Annotated in this window: 14 protein-coding genes; 10 read left to right on the forward strand and 4 right to left on the reverse strand. The window is 55.1% G+C overall.

Annotated features, from left to right (window positions below):
• Positions 1–70: 70 nt before the first annotated feature.
• The 6 genes from RW092_RS11805 to treR all read left to right on the forward strand — a co-directional run bounded on the left by RW092_RS11805 (position 71) and on the right by treR (position 5787).
• On the forward strand, positions 71–610 hold the full coding sequence (locus RW092_RS11805; protein ID WP_316010285.1) for an NADPH-dependent FMN reductase: 540 nt from the start codon (positions 71–73) through the stop codon (positions 608–610).
• 221 nt (positions 611–831) lie between these two features.
• Positions 832–1242 (forward strand): YjdF family protein, encoded by a 411-nt coding sequence (locus RW092_RS11810; protein WP_016314398.1) that lies wholly within the window; start codon positions 832–834, stop codon positions 1240–1242.
• A 195-nt stretch (positions 1243–1437) separates the two neighbouring features.
• The gene (locus RW092_RS11815) at positions 1438–1614 is read left to right on the forward strand and encodes a hypothetical protein (protein ID WP_316010286.1); all 177 of its coding nucleotides are present in this window, start codon (positions 1438–1440) and stop codon (positions 1612–1614) included.
• 248 nt (positions 1615–1862) lie between these two features.
• Complete coding sequence (treP, locus tag RW092_RS11820) at positions 1863–3290, forward strand: PTS system trehalose-specific EIIBC component (protein ID WP_028540401.1); 1428 nt, start codon at positions 1863–1865, stop codon at positions 3288–3290.
• Positions 3291–3356: 66 nt separating this feature from the next.
• Positions 3357–5042: an alpha,alpha-phosphotrehalase gene (treC, locus tag RW092_RS11825; RefSeq protein WP_316010287.1), complete on the forward strand. Its 1686-nt coding sequence runs from the start codon at positions 3357–3359 to the stop codon at positions 5040–5042.
• Between the two features lie 22 nt (positions 5043–5064).
• A complete protein-coding gene (gene treR, locus RW092_RS11830; protein WP_316010288.1) occupies positions 5065–5787 on the forward strand; it encodes a trehalose operon repressor in 723 nt (240 codons plus the stop codon).
• A 62-nt stretch (positions 5788–5849) separates the two neighbouring features.
• On the opposite strand, the gene RW092_RS11835 is transcribed toward treR, so the two are convergent.
• Positions 5850–7244: an MATE family efflux transporter gene (locus RW092_RS11835; protein ID WP_316010289.1), complete on the reverse strand. Its 1395-nt coding sequence runs from the start codon at positions 7242–7244 to the stop codon at positions 5850–5852.
• 262 nt (positions 7245–7506) lie between these two features.
• Between RW092_RS11835 and RW092_RS11840 the strand changes: the two genes are divergently transcribed.
• The 3 genes from RW092_RS11840 (at position 7507) to RW092_RS11850 (ending at position 11556) form a co-directional block, all read left to right on the forward strand.
• Positions 7507–8526 (forward strand): SDR family oxidoreductase, encoded by a 1020-nt coding sequence (locus tag RW092_RS11840; RefSeq protein WP_316010290.1) that lies wholly within the window; start codon positions 7507–7509, stop codon positions 8524–8526.
• Between the two features lie 20 nt (positions 8527–8546).
• Entirely contained in the window at positions 8547–9689 is a 1143-nt protein-coding gene (locus RW092_RS11845; protein ID WP_316010306.1) for a glycerate kinase, read from the forward strand.
• A gap of 805 nt (positions 9690–10494) precedes the next feature.
• A complete protein-coding gene (locus RW092_RS11850) occupies positions 10495–11556 on the forward strand; it encodes an LLM class flavin-dependent oxidoreductase (protein ID WP_316010291.1) in 1062 nt (353 codons plus the stop codon).
• A gap of 336 nt (positions 11557–11892) precedes the next feature.
• Here RW092_RS11850 and RW092_RS11860 read toward each other — a convergent pair whose 3' ends face one another.
• The 3 genes from RW092_RS11860 to serS all read right to left on the reverse strand — a co-directional run bounded on the left by RW092_RS11860 (position 11893) and on the right by serS (position 15176).
• Entirely contained in the window at positions 11893–12543 is a 651-nt protein-coding gene (locus tag RW092_RS11860) for a guanylate kinase (protein WP_316010292.1), read from the reverse strand.
• 151 nt (positions 12544–12694) lie between these two features.
• Positions 12695–13807 carry a stalk domain-containing protein gene (locus RW092_RS11865; RefSeq protein WP_316010293.1) on the reverse strand — a complete coding sequence of 371 codons (1113 nt, stop codon included), beginning with the start codon at positions 13805–13807 and terminating at the stop codon, positions 12695–12697.
• A 76-nt stretch (positions 13808–13883) separates the two neighbouring features.
• Positions 13884–15176: a serine--tRNA ligase gene (serS, locus tag RW092_RS11870; protein ID WP_028540393.1), complete on the reverse strand. Its 1293-nt coding sequence runs from the start codon at positions 15174–15176 to the stop codon at positions 13884–13886.
• A 309-nt stretch (positions 15177–15485) separates the two neighbouring features.
• On the opposite strand from serS, the gene pcp reads away from it, so the two are divergent.
• Entirely contained in the window at positions 15486–16094 is a 609-nt protein-coding gene (gene pcp / locus RW092_RS11875) for a pyroglutamyl-peptidase I (protein WP_085169992.1), read from the forward strand.
• Positions 16095–16099: the final 5 nt, after the last annotated feature.

A 16099-nucleotide genomic window follows, 5' to 3' on the forward strand; every position in this document is an offset into this window, starting at 1 on the left:
GCATTGTTTCTGGGGCAAAATGTCAGGTGGATTAACGAAACCATAAAACCAATCAAGGAGGAATAGAACCATGTCTAAATTGAACATCGGGATTATCCTGGGAAGCACCCGCGATGGGCGCGTGAGCCCGCAAGTCGGAGAATGGGTGAAGAAGCATGCGGAAGCTCGCGGCGACGCGAATTATGAAATCGTTGACATCGCGGATTTCAAACTGCCGTTGCTCGGCGAAGCCGATGCCAGTGAGCAAGCAGCGGCTTGGAATAGCAAGTTGAACAGCTTGGACGGTTTCGTATTCATCGTGCAAGAATATAACCACAGTATTACAGGTGCCCTGAAGAATGCGCTGGACTATGCGCGTGAAGCATGGAATAACAAAGCAGCCGGGATCGTCAGCTATGGTTCCGTAGGCGGCGCTCGTGCCGCTGAACATCTGCGCGGTATTCTGGGCGAGCTGCTCGTTGCTGACGTGCGCACGCACGTGGCCCTCTCGCTGTTCACCGATTTCGAGAACTACAGTGTCTTCAAGCCGGCTGACCTGCACTTGAATAACCTGAATGCCATGCTGGACCAATTGCTTGCTTGGAGCGGTGCGTTGAAGACACTGCGTTAAGATTTATTCCGACTTCGATTTTGAAACCCCTGTGCCTAAATGATATGGCGCGGGGGTTTTTTGCATGATTGTCGGTGCAGGTTAGGCCTCGTATAATTAAGTTTGGAACGTAAAAACACAGTCTGGTTGGTAGTCCAGACGCACGGAGCTTTGGGGCCGTGTCAGTAACCTTCCCCCCTCGGGATGTCCGTCGTTCCGATTGATTAGAGGGGGATTGTGCAATGAAATTGACGGTTTATCATGATGGCCAGTTTTGGATCGGTGTCATCGAGGTGCAGGAGCAGGGCAAGCTGAAAGCTGCGCGCTACATTTTCGGGAAAGAGCCGAAGGATGAGGAAATTCTCGAGTTTATTCGCTGTCGGCTGGACGCTTTGCTGGAACGACTAACCCAGGAGGTTGCCGTTAAGCCCAGCGAGGTGAAACGGGTCAGCCCCAAGCGGTTGGCCCGGCAAGCTGCTGCAGAACTGAACCGAAGAGGGGCCTCCACCTTTGCCCAGGAGGCGATCCGGCTGGAGTACGAGCAGCGCAAGCGGATCCGCAAGCTCCAATCCCGGGAACAACGGGAGGCAGAGAAGGAGCGGATTCGAGAGCTAAAAGTTCGGAAGGCGAAGGAGAAGCACCGCGGACGTTAGGGGTGATCTCGTTCTCCATCATGCGTCAATAGGAAGAAAGAAGATGGCGAAGCGGGACTTTCGTTCCTGCTCGCCATTTTCTTTTTAGAAACATCTCAATGATATCGATCTTCTGGGGTACGTCGGCACTGTGATGTTTCTCATATCAATGGTTCGGCAGCGTCTGCTAATTGTACCTTAGGAGGTGGACGACACATGAAAGTCAATTATCCCTTGAAGGGAACGCCGGATCTCAAAGAGATCAAGGAGTCCCTGAAACCGTTTGGCGGGCGCTGCGCGAAAATTGTCGATGGAACATTGGAATATCAGATTAAGGATGAGAATGAGAAAGCCGCGTACGAAGCGATGAAAGCTAAGGGTTATATCGGTTAATTCCAGGATTGAAGCCAGCATAGAACACACTAATTACTACAGTAAGTGTCCCTCATTTTTTTGGATGAAGGGGCACTTTTTTTGTCGAAAAATGGGGATTGACGGATTTGTATATACAAGTTAAAATGAAAACGCAAACAAAAACATGTATATACAAGTTGGATAAGGGTCGATTGGCATCATGTTCTGTCGTTTGCTGCAAAATAAATGAAATTATCTTCTAGGACTTCAAGAAGGAGGAACCATCCATGAGTAACTATACTCAACCGGCAAACGATTTGCTGAAGCATGTCGGCGGCCGCGAAAATATTTCGGTTGTCACCCACTGTGCGACCCGCATGAGATTCGTGTTAGTTGATCCAAAGAAGGCAGATGTCGAACAGATCCAGGCCATCAAATTGGTTAAAGGCACGTTTACCCAAGCCGGTCAGTTTCAAGTCATCATCGGTAACGAAGTGGCATCATTCTATAACGAGTTCATCAAAATCGCCGGCGTCAGCGACACCTCGAAGGAGGAAGCAAAGGAAGCTGCCAAGAAGAACATGAACTTCCTGCAGCGGATGATTGCGCATTTGGCAGATATTTTCACCCCGCTGATCCCGGCTATTGTGGTCGGGGGTCTGATCCTCGGCTTCCGGAATATTATCGGGGACATCAAAATGTTGGACGGCGGTACGAAAACCCTGGTCGAAGTCTCGCAATTCTGGGCCGGAACCCATGCGTTCCTTTGGCTGATTGGTGAAGCGATCTTCCACTTCCTCCCGGTCGGCATCACTTGGGCTGTTGCACGGAAGATGGGCGCTACACCGATTCTCGGCATTGTGCTGGGGATCACGCTTGTCTCGCCTCAGCTGCTGAACGCGTATAGCGTGGCTGGTGCAACGGAAATTCCATTTTGGGACTTCGGGTTTGCCAAGGTAGAAATGATCGGTTATCAGGCACAGGTCATTCCGGCGATCCTGGCGGGACTGGTGTTATCCTTCCTGGAGTTGAAGCTGCGTAAAATCGTGCCGCAATCGATCTCGATGATCGTGGTTCCGTTCTTTGCACTGGTGCCTACCGTTCTGCTTGCCCACACGGTGCTTGGGCCGATCGGCTGGCATATCGGTTCGTTTATCTCGAATGTAGTCTACTCGGGTCTGACGTCTTCGTTCGGCTGGCTGTTCGCCGCGATCTTCGGATTCGCGTATGCGCCGCTGGTCATCACCGGGCTGCATCACATGACGAATGCGATTGACTTGCAATTAATGAGTGAGCTCGGCGGAACGAACCTGTGGCCGATGATTGCGCTCTCGAATATCGCACAAGGCTCGGCCGTACTGGCCATGATCTTTATCAATCGAAAAAATGAAGAGGAGAAGCAGGTCTCCATCCCGGCAACCATCTCTTGTTACCTCGGGGTTACGGAGCCGGCGATGTTCGGGATTAACTTGAAGTACGGATACCCGTTCCTCGCTGCGATGATCGGGTCGCTGGTGGCAGCTGTGATCTCGGTTGGCACGGGTGTCATGGCTAATTCCATCGGCGTTGGCGGATTGCCAGGCATCTTGTCCATCCAGCCGCAGCATATGGTGACCTTCGCTTTGGCAATGGCCGTAGCGGTTGTGATTCCGTTTATCCTCACGATGGTTTTCGCGAAAGCTAACATCGGCAAAGTATCGTTCAAGAAAAATTAAGCATCCGGCGGAGGAACAGATTTGTTCCTCCTTTGCGATTTTTGTGGGAAAGGGAAGGTGTTGGAAATGACGGAACCTTGGTGGAAGAAGGCGGTCGTGTATCAGATCTACCCCAAGAGTTTCAACGACACGACAGGCAATGGAGTCGGCGATCTGCAAGGGATCATTTGCAAGCTGGATTACCTTGCAGAGCTGGGCGTGGACGTGATCTGGCTGACGCCGGTGTACGACTCGCCGCAACGAGACAACGGATATGATATTCGCAACTATTATCAGATCTTTGAACCCTACGGCACGATGGAGGATTTCGATGAACTGCTGGAGGAAGCCCATCGGCGTGGTCTCCGGATTTTGATGGATATCGTCGTCAATCATACGTCAACCGAGCATCCATGGTTCGTCGCGGCCAAGTCATCCAAGGACAACCCTTACCGGGATTATTACATTTGGCGAGAGGGCAAGGAAGGTGGACCGCCAAACAATTGGGTGTCCAAATTCGGCGGCAACGCTTGGCAATACGACGAAACCACAGGGCAATACTATCTTCACCTCTTTGATGTGACCCAGGCGGATTTGAACTGGGAGAATGCCCGGATGCGCCAGGAAATTTATCAGATGATGAAGTTTTGGCTTGATAAAGGGGTGGATGGCTTCCGGCTGGATGTCATCAATCTGCTTTCCAAGGACCAGCGGTTTCTGGACGATGACGGGTCGGTGGCTCCCGGAGACGGACGGAAATATTACACCGACGGCCCGAAAATCCACGAGTATCTGCAGGAGATGAACCGCGAAGTGTTTAGCGGGTACGGTATGATGACCGTCGGGGAAATGTCATCCACTTCGCTGGAGCACTGTGTTCGCTATACGCATCCGGACCGGAAGGAACTCGACATGACCTTCAGCTTCCATCATTTGAAGGTGGATTATCCGAACGGGGAGAAATGGGCGAAGGGCGAGCTCGACTTCCTGCGGTTGAAGCAGATTCTAGCGGAGTGGCAGACCGGAATGTACGAAGGCGGCGGGTGGAACGCGCTGTTCTGGTGTAATCACGATCAACCCCGTGTGGTATCACGGTTTGGGGATGACGGGAAGTATCACCGGGAATCGGCGAAAATGCTGGCCACCGCGATGCACATGCTGCAAGGCACCCCTTATATCTATCAAGGGGAAGAATTCGGAATGACGAATCCGGGCTTCGAGCGGATCGAGGATTATCGCGATGTGGAGTCGCTGAACATATACCGCATTCTGAAGGAGCGCGGCATGTCCGAGTCCGATATTTTGGAGATTCTAGCGCAAAAATCGCGGGACAACGGCCGAACACCGGTACAATGGAATGACGGGCCTAACGCCGGGTTTACGACCGGTACGCCGTGGATTCGCCCAGCAGACAACTATAAGGAGATCAATGCGGAGCGGGCGGTCGCGGATCCGGACTCGATTTTTTATCATTATCAGAAGTTAATCCGACTGCGGAAAGAGTATGAGGTGATCACGACCGGGCGGTTTGAACTGCTGGCCGAAGACGACCCGGCGGTATTTGCTTATGTGCGTGACGGCGGAGCGGAGAAGTTGATTGTGGTGAACAACTTTTTTGCGGAGGAGGCGGAATTTATGCTGCCTGACGGAGACGGCTGGCACGAGTACGAATGTCGGTTGCTGTTGTCCAACTACGCCGATTCCCCGGCGGACCCTCAACATCTTCGGCTAAGACCCTACGAATCTGTGGTATATTATCTTTATAGAACGTAAACAAAGTTTGGGGTCGTAAAGCATGATAAACAAGTATTTGGCGATTCACAACGACATTGTGCGGCAGATCGAAGCTGGGGAGATTGCACCCCAATCGCTGCTCCCGTCCGAGCATGAGCTGAAGGAGCGTTACCATACGTCGAGGGAAACGATTCGCAAAGCCTTAACCTTGCTGGCACAGAACGGGTATATCCAGAAAGTGCAGGGCAAAGGCTCTATTGTCATTCGTAGCAACATGGTGGATTTCCCCGTATCTGGGCTGGTGAGCTTTAAGGAGTTGGCTGGCAAGATGGGTGAGAAGCCCCGGACCTTGGTGCATGAGCTCTCCCGGGTGAAGCCCGATGCGTACGTGAAGCAGCAGCTCAATCTCTCTAACAAGGATGAGGTATGGAAGGTTGTACGTATCCGAGAGTTTGACGATGAGAAGGTCCTGCTCGATAAGGATTATTTGAACGCGAAGTACGTGCCGTCCTTAACCCGGGAAATCTGCGAGAACTCGATCTACGAGTATTTGGAGAAGGAGCTTGGGCTGAAGATTAGTTTCGCCAAAAAAGAAATCGTCATCGAGGAGCCTAGCGACGAGGACAAGCAGCAGCTTGATTTGGAAGGCTTCCACAACATGGTCGTGATCCGCAGCCATGTCTATCTGGAGGACGCCAGCTTGTTTCAGTACACGGAATCCCGGCACCGGCCGGACAAATTCCGCTTTGTGGACTTTGCGCGGCGGATTCATTCGAATAGTTGAGCTCCCGTGCTAAAAGGCCGCCCTGTTATGGGGCGGCCTTTTTTTGAGATGTGGCCGGACATTTAGATGAGTTTATGTGCGTACCACTTCTTCCCGCGGAAGCGCCAGAGGAAGATGGCCCCGCGTACCCCCCATTCACTGCACATAGCCACCCAAACTCCGAGGATGCCGAAGCCCAGCGTGATGCCAAGCACATAGCCGAGAATGACCCGGAATAACCACATCGTCAGCATCGAGGTGATCGAGGTGAAGCGTGAATCACCTGCCGCCCGCAAGGCAGATGGCAGAATGAAGCTGATCGACCAGAGCGGAACCTGGGCGATGGAGCTCACCAGGAGCACGAGGAAGATATCGTTTACGATATCAGACGGCGGCGAGAAGATGCTCACAAGCGGTCGGAACAGCGGCAGCAAAATCAAGCTAATTAAGGCCAGCGACCCGGACCCCAGCCAGAGGAAGGACTTAATGAACTTCCGCGCATCGCTGACGCTGCCGCTGCCGATGCATTGGCCAACAACGGTGACAATCGTCAGCGAGAGGGCACTGGCTGGAATTTGGAACACCCCGGCCAGGGAGCCGCCGATCGCATTGGTTGCAATCGCGTAAGTCCCCAGGCTGACAATAAACACTTGGGTCAGCAGCTTGCCGCCGTTAAAGAACAGCTGCTCGGCTGCGAACGGGATGCCGATGAATAGAATTTTACGCAGCATCTCAATCGGGAAGCGGAACAGGTCACTGAGATGCAGGTGAAGAGAGGCTTCCATTTTGAACAAATAATATAGCGCACAGGCCGCGCCGGCGAACCGGGCGATATTGATCGCCAGCGTCATTCCGAGGACGCCCATGTCCAGCAGTGTAATCAGCAAGAGGTTCAGCAGGACGTATAGCAGATTCATGATCAAGGATAGGAAAAGGGACGCCCGAGTTTTACCGATGCCCCGAAGTGCAGAACAGACGGCCTGAACCACGGCCAGCCCGACGTAGGAGATGCTGCTGCCAATCAGATAGACGCGAGCATTGTCCAATACGTCGGCTGAAGCAGCGCCGAACAGCAGCTTAAGCAGCGGATTGTGAAAGCCGATGAGCAGCAGCCCAATCCCAACGGCGAGCAGGGTCACCGCAGTAACCGTTGCAGCAGAGGCGCGGGAGACGTTACGGTCGTTGCGGCTGCCTTTGTATTGGGCGACCACCACGGTACCCCCGGTCGCGACAGCAACAAACACGCTGATCAGGAAGATATTCAGCGAGTCCACGATGTTGACTGCGCTGACTGCGGCCACGCCGGACGAGCTGATCATGGCGGTATTGACCAGATTCAGGCCAACGATAAAAGCCTGATCGATCAGAATCGGCAGATACAAGGCAAAGATCTGTCGATAATCCATGGACTCGCCGGACAGATGCTTTTCGAGGAAGGCGTTATTTTGCAGACGGGCAAATAGGGGCTTCAACGTCATCACATTCTTTTCTTTATAATGGGTAGATCAATCCAACCTATGAATCTTATTATCGGATAATTCGGAATGAAGCTAAAGCAACCAAGCAACTAACCCGGTTATCGCGGGCAGTGTTGAAGATATCATTTTTGACGGAGCCGTGTCAATGTATTTCGGCGATTTATCTAGCGAGGGATGGGGAAGACCGGGGACATTTGGAAATTGCAGTTCAAGGTGGTACGATGAAGGGGATTGGGTGAATTTGACTTGGGAGGGGATTATTTTGAAAGCGCTATTTATTGGAGGTACAGGAACAATCAGCTCGGCGATTACCCGACAATTGGCGGAAGACAGCTCCTGGGAACTGTATCTGCTGAACCGGGGGACGCGGAATAAGGATTTGCCGCCGGGTGTACATGTCATTGAGGCGGATATTCATCAGGAAGCTGAGGTGGCAAAGAAGCTTGAAGGGTATACCTTTGATGTCGTAGCGGACTTCATCGCGTTTGAACCGGCGCAGCTGGAACGCGATGTGCGCTTGTTTGCCGGGATTACGAAGCAGTTTATCTTCATCAGCTCGGCTTCGGCGTATCAAACTCCTTTGTCGGATTACAGAATTACCGAAGGGACGCCGCTGTCCAATCCATATTGGGCCTACTCTCGCAACAAAATTGCCTGCGAGGAATATTTGATGAAGGAGTACCGCGAGAACGGCTTCCCCATCACCATCGTACGGCCAAGCCACACTTATGATGAGCGCTCGATCCCGCTAGGTGTCCATGGTAACAAGGGATCCTGGCAAGTGGCCCAACGGATGCTGTTGAACAAGCCCGTCTTAATTCATGGGGACGGCTCGTCGCTGTGGACGTTAACGCATAACAGTGATTTTGCCAAGGGCTTTATTGGACTAATGGGTAACATTCATGCGATTGGAGAGTCCGTGCATATTACCTCCGACGAAAGCGTGACCTGGAACCAAATTTACGAAATTATTGCGGATGCGCTGGGTGTTAAGCTGAACGCCGTGCATGTCGCTTCTGAATTTTTGGCGGAGAACGGCCCGTACGATTTTCGCGGCGGATTGCTGGGTGACAAGGCCAATACGGTCGTCTTCGACAATAGCAAGCTGAAACGGCTTGTACCCGGATTTACGGCTACGGTTCGCGTAGACCAAGGGATCCGGCAGACGGTGGAGCATATTCTGGCACACCCTGAGCTGCAAGTAGCTGATCCTGAGTTCGACGCCTGGTGTGACCGCGTGGTCGGGGCGATGGAAGCAGCTGCGAAGTTCATGAAGGAATAGGCGAGGGACCACCAGTGAGTATCGTACGTCAACCTACGTTCGTGTTGGCCCCGGATTCGTTTAAGGAGAGCATGACCGCCAAGGAAGTGTGTGAGGCCATGGAAAAAGGGCTGCGCCAAGCGTTCCCCGATGCGAATTATGTCCACGTGCCGATGGCGGATGGCGGGGAAGGGACCGTCCAAGCTTTGGTCGATGCCACCGGCGGCAGGCTGTGCTCGCTGGAGGTGACGGGTCCGCTGGGAGAGCCGGTTCTGGCGGAGTACGGCCTGCTGGGCGACGGGGAGACGGCGGCCATTGAGATGGCCTCGGCCAGCGGGCTCCACCTGGTGCCGCCAGATCGGCGCAACCCGCTGCAGACCACGACGTATGGCACCGGCGAGCTGATCCGCGCCTGCCTGGATCAAGGCGTGCGCCGGATCATCGTCGGCCTGGGCGGCAGCGCGACCAACGACGGCGGCGCCGGCATGGCCGAGGCGCTGGGCGCGCGCCTCCTGGACGCGGCGGGCCGGCCGTTGGCGCGCGGCGGCGGCCGCCTCGGGGATCTGGCGCGGATCGACGTGTCCGCGCTGGATCCCCGCTTGCAGCAGGCGCACCTGATCGTCGCCTGCGACGTCGACAACCCGCTCTGCGGCGAGCGTGGCGCGTCCCGGGTGTTCGGGCCGCAGAAGGGCGCCACCGTCGCAATGGCGGAGCAGCTGGACGCCGCGCTCGCGCATTACGCGGAGGTGGCGCGGCGGCAGCTGGGCCGGGACGTGCGTGACGTCCCGGGCGCTGGGGCAGCCGGCGGGCTGGGCGCCGGGCTGTTGCTCTTTACGCAGGCCGAAATGCGCAGGGGCGTCGAGATTGTGCTCGACTTTACCGGCCTGCGGGAGAAGGTGGCGGCGGCGGACGTGGTGTTCACCGGCGAGGGCGGCATCGACTTCCAAACGAAGTTTGGGAAGGTGCCCTACGGTGTCGCCCGAATCGCCAAGGCCGCCGGCAAGCGCGTGATCGCGATCGCAGGGACGATCGGTGAAGGCGCGGACGCGCTCTACGCCGAAGGGATCGATGCGATCTTCGGCATCACCCCCGGCGCCGCCGCCCTGCCGCAGCTGCTCGCCGCCGGGCCGCGCAACGTGCAGCGCACCTGCGAGAACATCGGCCGCCTGCTGCGGCTTAGCTGATGGGTTTTGCTCACGCTGTGGAGTCGCGTTGGTCCTGGGGAGACATATGCGACCATGCTCTTTTTGACGATTATCCCGTTGCATCAGGGGATGGAGGGGATTCGCCTCCCGCTTCTGAATGAAAGGGATAATAGTGTAAAGTAGCTCGAAAAGGATATCCTCGGATGAGAGTACCTATGCGCTCTACTCCTTTTTAACCATTATCCCGTTGCATCAGGGAATGGAGGGATTCGCCTCCCGCTTCTGAATGAAAGGGATAATGGTGTAAAGCAGCGCGAGAAGAGATATCCTCGGATGAGAGTACCTATGCGTTCTACTCCTTTTTAACCATTATCCCGTTGCATCAGGGGCTGGAGGGGATTCGTGCTTCCGCTTCTGAGTGAAAGGGATAATGGTGCAAAGGGGTACGGGGAGCGCCTTCATACTGCCGGTCCTACGTTGGCTAAAAGGGGAGAAATGTTGTATGACCAACCTACAACATTTCTCTCTTTTTATATTTCTAGGTCAAGGGGGGACTACTACGATTCACACCTCTTGACGATTATCCCTTTGCATCAGGCTAGGGAAAAGTTCATTACCCACTTCTGAATGAAAGGGATAATAGTGTAAAGGAGGAGCAAAAGGGATAATCATACAAAGAGGTGTTTGAAGGGATATCCCCCAAGTTTCCCCAAAGGCTCATGCAAATCAGCTCAGACAGTTAGTGGACGAGATGAGTAGTTTTTATTTTGCTCTAATGAGAAAAGTATAGTAAAATACAAAAATATAGTAAATTAGCGAATAAGACGAAGCGGAGGAACGAGATATGGAAATCGGGATCAGCACGTTTGTGGAGACGACGCCGGATGTGGTCACGGGTGAAACGATTAGTCATGCGCAGCGGCTGCGCGAGGTTGTAGAGGAGATCGTCCTGGCCGACAAAGTCGGATTGGACGTGTTTGGCGTTGGGGAGCATCACCGCCAGGATTATGCAGCGTCCTCGCCTGCGATGGTTTTAGCAGCAGCTGCTCCGCAGACGAAGCGTATCCGGTTGACAAGCGCCGTCACCGTGCTGTCTTCCGATGATCCGGTCCGCGTGTTCCAGGACTTCGCGACGTTGGACGGCCTCTCAAACGGGCGTGCGGAGATTATGGCCGGGCGGGGTTCTTTTATTGAGTCGTTCCCACTGTTCGGTTACGATTTGAACGATTACGAGGAGTTGTTTGAAGAGAAGCTGGAGCTGCTTCTTAAGCTGCGCGAGTCGGAAAAAGTCACCTGGCAAGGCAAGCACCGTCCGGCGATCCACAATCTAGGCGTCTATCCGCGTCCTGTGCAAAATCCGCTTCCGGTCTGGATCGGCAGCGGCGGTAATACCGAATCCGTCATTCGCGCCGGTGTGTTAGGCTTGCCGCTGGTGCTGGCGATCATTGGCGGACGGCCAACTCAATTTGCGCCGCTCGTGAAGATTTACAAGCGTGCTGCCGCCCAAGCCGGGCATGATGTCTCGAAGCTTACCGTGGCTTCCCATTCGCACGGCTTTGTCGCCGATCGGAATGATGTGGCTGTAGAGAAGTTCTTCCCTTCGACGCAGGCGGTGATGAACATCATCGGGCGCGAACGTGGTTGGGGCCATTACAGCCGGGCCACCTACGATGCGGCCCGCAGCCTGGAAGGTGCGCTGTACGTGGGCGACCCGGAAACTGTGGCCAATAAGATTATCTACTTGCGCAAAAATGTTGGTATCACCCGCTTCTTCCTGCATTGCCCGCTTGGCACCATGCCGCATGAAGATGTGATGCGGGCCATCGAGCTTCTTGGCACGGAGGTTGCGCCACGCGTCCGTGAGGAGGTTGCGCGCTGGGAGGCTGAGGGCGGGGATCTTCAGTGACATTGAAGCCCGCTTCTCTACAACTTCCTCCATGACTTCGGCCTCGGCGCTCCGCTGGCTGGGCAGGTCGTTCCGTTGCGGAGGTGTGAGGGGAGATTGATTAGGCATTCTGGGTAGCGTTGCAGGTTTTCTGCGGCTTGGTCGCTTAACCCGATGCCTAGGACAAGATGGTCCCCGAGTGCCCAAGAGGACGTGCCGGTACGGGGAGTACCGGCTTAGTTGTTCTAGCCTCACATAGGTGTCCGTTTATTTTAATTTGGGGCATCCGCCCAACTCGGTTCCATGCATAAAAAAGGGGCCGCCCAGCCGATTTCGGCCGGGACAACCCGTTTTCATTTAGATTTTGTCCTGCAAAAAAGCCTTAATCTTCGCCAGCGTCTCGGCGGGATCGAGGTTTTGCAGCAAATAGTCGGATTCCTTCTTGTAAATCACCTGCTCGGAGTAGTTCCGTAAATACTCCTCAACGACCTCGGCGGGCGCCCCTTCGCGTTCCTCACGCAGCCGGATGTCCTCCTTCGTCACGTAGAGGAAGATCCGAATCGCCTGCGGACCAAATCGTTTCCGCAGCGTCTGCATGCCTTCATGATTCACGACGACGACCGCTCCACCATACTGTTCCAGCGCTTCGTTCAGATCGCGCTCCGCAATGCCGTAGCTGCCTCGCTCCAGGCGGACGCTTTCGCTGAATTCCTGCCTACTCAGCATCGCCTGAAAGTCGGCCTCCGTAATAAAACGGTAGTGCTCGCCGTCCCGTTCTCCCGCACGTATAGCACGGGTTGTATAAGGCAGCACATAAGGAAGGCCCAGATCAGCGCTTAGCTGCTTGGCGATGCTCTTGCGGCCGGAGCCGCTGGTACCGGTAATGATGATGACCTTGGGTTGCGGGGGAAGATCATCCGTCAGGAGCGCATCCGCCTGGCTTGTCGCAGCGGTTTCACTGCGGGCAGGATCGGGAGTTGCTTTCAAGCCTTTGAGCCATTTCCACATTGCGTCCCATGCACTTTTTCCGGCTTTATCAATCCGTTTGAACGTCGCCGGCAAAACCGCACGGATTCACCTCCTTCGCCAACATCTATACTTATTATGTCGGCAAATTCAGAGGAAAACTGAATGTACTCGAATAGGAACTGGCAAGCGCCTAGAACAATCGCCGCGCGGTCACAAACCGCTTGGTCCATTGGCCGTTAAACGCCTCAATATGGACGCCCTTCTCTTTCGAGTAGGTGTGCAAAATTTGATTGTCCCCGATGTAGATGGCAACGTGGCCGATGTCCAGCCCGCGCGCGCTGAAGAACAGCAGATCCCCTTTACGGAGCTCGTCCAGACTGACTTCCGTGCCCTCCTTGGCTTGGTTGTAAGAAACCCGCGGCAGTTCGATTGAGAGAACATCCTCATACACCCTTTTCACAAAAGAAGAACAGTCAAACGTCTTCGTCTGGTCAGGGGACGCCCCAAACTCGTAGGGTGTGCCTTCAAACGTTTTGCCGTAGGCGATCAACTCGTCAGCCTGCTTGTCCGCCAAAGTATCGCTGCGATAATTGGTGTATTTCGGCTTGGCGGATACATAACCGGAGCGGCCATCGGGAGTGCGTACCTCCAGCCAGAGCGCTCTTGCCTCACGCACGACATGCAGCTTGCTGCCGGCAGGAAGCAGTTCCTCACTGACCGTCGCGCTGCTCACATCAGGTTCACTGCGCAGATTGACGCCCCAGGTGACGGTGGTTTCGTATGTAAATTTCGAAGTGATCCGCACCCTACGGCTCTCCCCGTCCCAAGCCACCTCGCTGCCGAGCGCTTCACTGACGAACCGCAGGGGGACCAATGCATAACCGTCTGTAATCTGCCCGGGGACCGGCAGTGTTAAGGTTTGGCCGTTCAGCTGTGCCGTAGGGTCGCCGATGCGATAAACCAAGGTCATCTGGTCTCGCGTGGCTGTGACGGTCTTGCTGCTGTTGTCCCAAGTCAGCTTGGCCCCCAGCGCTTCAAAAACGTCGCGAATCGGCAGCAGAACACTGCCATTCATCAGGACGGGCGCCGCTTCTGTCTGCAGCGGCCGCCCGTCGAGTTCAATGGTGATACCGCTGGCGGAGGCGGTTTGGCTTGCCGAGAGAGCAGTCCCTACGGTTACGGCGTCTGAAGCCGTGCTGCCCGCAGCCTCCGCGACCCCAGTTCCCGCTTGGGCGGTCAGCACGAGGGAGGCCGCCAGCAGCCAGCTGAGTTTGCGTGAACCTGTATTGAATGGTTTCGTCATCATAAATCACCTAGTTTCTGGATGGTTTATATAGTTGGACGAAACCCAAGCTAAATGGTTGTGTGGAAAATGTTACCTATTCCCGCAAGTCCAATGGGGTCAGGCGTTCGAGTCCGTTCATATATTTGCGCAGCGCCTGTGGAATCCGGATGCTGCCGTCTTCTTCCTGATGATTTTCCAGCAGAGGGATCAGGATTCGCGGCGAGGCTACCATGGTGTTATTCAACGTGTAGCAGTATTGCAGCTTACCATCTCGGTCCTTAAAGCGGATGTTCGAACGCCGGGCTTGAAAGTCCAACAGCTGCGACGACGAATGGGTCTCCCCGTAAGCGCTGCGGCTGGGCATCCACGTTTCGATGTCGTATTGCTTATACGTCTTTTGCGACATGTCGCCGGTACATACTGTCATCACCCGGTAAGGCAGCTCCAGCAGCTGAAGCAATTCCTCGGCGTTCTGGGTGATTTCCTGAAACAGCTGCTCCGACAGCTCCAGACTGTTCTCGCAGAGCACCACTTGCTCGACCTTCGAGAACTGATGCACGCGGTATAAGCCATGCACATCTCGCCCGGCCGAGCCGACTTCGCTGCGGAAGCATAACGAGGCCGCTGCCAGCTTGATCGGCTGGGTGAGGTCGACAATCTCGCGGTCGTAATACGCGACAAGTGGGACCTCGGCGGTGCCAACCAGCCAGCGATCGTCTTCGGCCATCCGGTACGTCTGATCCGCACCCAGCGGGAAGAATCCGGTATTCACGAGCGCTTCCGCGCGCACCATTAGCGGAACCTCCAGCAGGGTGAAGCCCTTCGCGGCGAGGAGATCCATCGCCAGCTGCTGTACCGCTCGGTGGAGCAAGACGCCCGTGCCGCTCAGATAGTAATTGCGCGTGCCTGCCGTTTTGACTCCGCGCGGGATGTCAATCATCCGGTGGAGCTCGCCTAAAGCGACGTGATCCCGCGGTGTAAATTCAAATGTTGGAGGTTCGCCGACCCGCTTCACTTCCACATTATCGAGATCCGACCGACCTTTTGGCGTGTCGGGCGAGACGGGGTTGGGGACGAGCAACATCAAGCGTCGATACTCTTGTTCGGCTTCATCCCGCTCTTTCTCCAACCCATTCAGCCGCCGATTCAACTGCTTGACCTCGTTTTTCAACGCGTCAGCCGCCTCCGGCCCTTGCTCCCGAATCAGTGCCTCAATCTGCGGTGTCAGTCGGTTGCGCTCCTGGCGTAACCGTTCCGTCTCCTGCAGCAACGCCCGGCGTTGGTCATCCCAGCGCAAAAGCTCGGGAACCGACAACGCGATGCCCTTTTCCTCCGCCACGGTTTGAACTTGTTCTTGATGCTCCCGAATCCATTTGATGTCTAACATGGGTGATCCGCTCCTTTTTCGATAGAAATACAAAAAGCGCCCTTCGTCCATTGGGACGAGGAGCGCTTATCGACTCGCGGTGCCACCCAAATTGATCAAACCGGCAGGTCCGGTTCAATCCCCTTTCGTCCGCGATAACGGGCGGACCCGGTTAGCTTAGGGGGAAAGGTGTATGCATTTAATACGATGTTCCCCTTGACGAAAACGCCTCCGAGTTGGATGCTCTTCATAGGCATGATTCCGAGATTTGATTTGATTAGCAGTATAACGTAAGCGACCAACAGTTATCAAGAGGGAGGGGATGATCCCATGAAAAAATTATTGCTTACCGGCTTTGAACCCTTTGGCGGGGAACCGATCAATCCGGCGGTTGAAGCGATGCGCCGGCTGCAGGGCCGGGTGATCGGCTCCTTTGAGATTGTCGGGTTGGAGCTGCCGACGGTGTTCGGACAATCCACCGAGCGCCTGCTCGCCGCCGTCCAGCAACACGAACCCGCGGTGGTGATCGCGTTGGGACAAGCCGGCGGCCGCGAAGGAATCTCGTTCGAGCGGATCGCCGTCAACTTAAACGATGCCAATATCGCCGATAATGCCGGCAACCAGCCGGTAGACGAGCCGGTCGTGCCGGAAGGCCCGGCGGCTTATTGGACCACGCTGCCGGTCAAACGCATGGTCGACCGCCTGCGGAATGAAGGCATTCCCGCGTCGATATCGCTTTCCGCCGGGACCTTTGTGTGCAACCACCTTTTTTACGGGTTGATGCACCACCTAGCCGTTACTGGCAAGCCGATTCGCGGCGGGTTCATCCATGTGCCTTATCTGCCGGAACAGGCAGATCGACACTCCGGCGCCCCCAGCATGACGCTGGACCAGTTGGTCACCGGTTTGGAGCGAGCGATCGAGGTCCTGGGAGAATAACGTTT

Origin of the sequence: Paenibacillus sp. 3LSP (assembly GCF_032465655.1) — a bacterium.
In the GTDB taxonomy this organism is placed as follows: Bacteria; Bacillota; Bacilli; order Paenibacillales; family Paenibacillaceae; genus Fontibacillus; species Fontibacillus barengoltzii.

Excerpts from the sequence above, each read along its gene's own strand:
- RW092_RS11865 (WP_316010293.1), bottom strand. The coding sequence starts at position 13,807 with ATGACGAAACCATTCAATACAGGTTCACGCAAACTCAGCTGGCTGCTG.
- serS (WP_028540393.1), bottom strand. The coding sequence starts at position 15,176 with ATGTTAGACATCAAATGGATTCGGGAGCATCAAGAACAAGTTCAAACC.
- treR (WP_316010288.1), top strand. The coding sequence starts at position 5,065 with ATGATAAACAAGTATTTGGCGATTCACAACGACATTGTGCGGCAGATC.
- RW092_RS11835 (WP_316010289.1), bottom strand. The coding sequence starts at position 7,244 with ATGACGTTGAAGCCCCTATTTGCCCGTCTGCAAAATAACGCCTTCCTC.
- treP (WP_028540401.1), top strand. The coding sequence starts at position 1,863 with ATGAGTAACTATACTCAACCGGCAAACGATTTGCTGAAGCATGTCGGC.
- RW092_RS11810 (WP_016314398.1), top strand. The coding sequence starts at position 832 with ATGAAATTGACGGTTTATCATGATGGCCAGTTTTGGATCGGTGTCATC.
- RW092_RS11860 (WP_316010292.1), bottom strand. The coding sequence starts at position 12,543 with ATGTGGAAATGGCTCAAAGGCTTGAAAGCAACTCCCGATCCTGCCCGC.
- pcp (WP_085169992.1), top strand. The coding sequence starts at position 15,486 with ATGAAAAAATTATTGCTTACCGGCTTTGAACCCTTTGGCGGGGAACCG.
- RW092_RS11805 (WP_316010285.1), top strand. The coding sequence starts at position 71 with ATGTCTAAATTGAACATCGGGATTATCCTGGGAAGCACCCGCGATGGG.
- treC (WP_316010287.1), top strand. The coding sequence starts at position 3,357 with ATGACGGAACCTTGGTGGAAGAAGGCGGTCGTGTATCAGATCTACCCC.
- RW092_RS11815 (WP_316010286.1), top strand. The coding sequence starts at position 1,438 with ATGAAAGTCAATTATCCCTTGAAGGGAACGCCGGATCTCAAAGAGATC.
- RW092_RS11850 (WP_316010291.1), top strand. The coding sequence starts at position 10,495 with ATGGAAATCGGGATCAGCACGTTTGTGGAGACGACGCCGGATGTGGTC.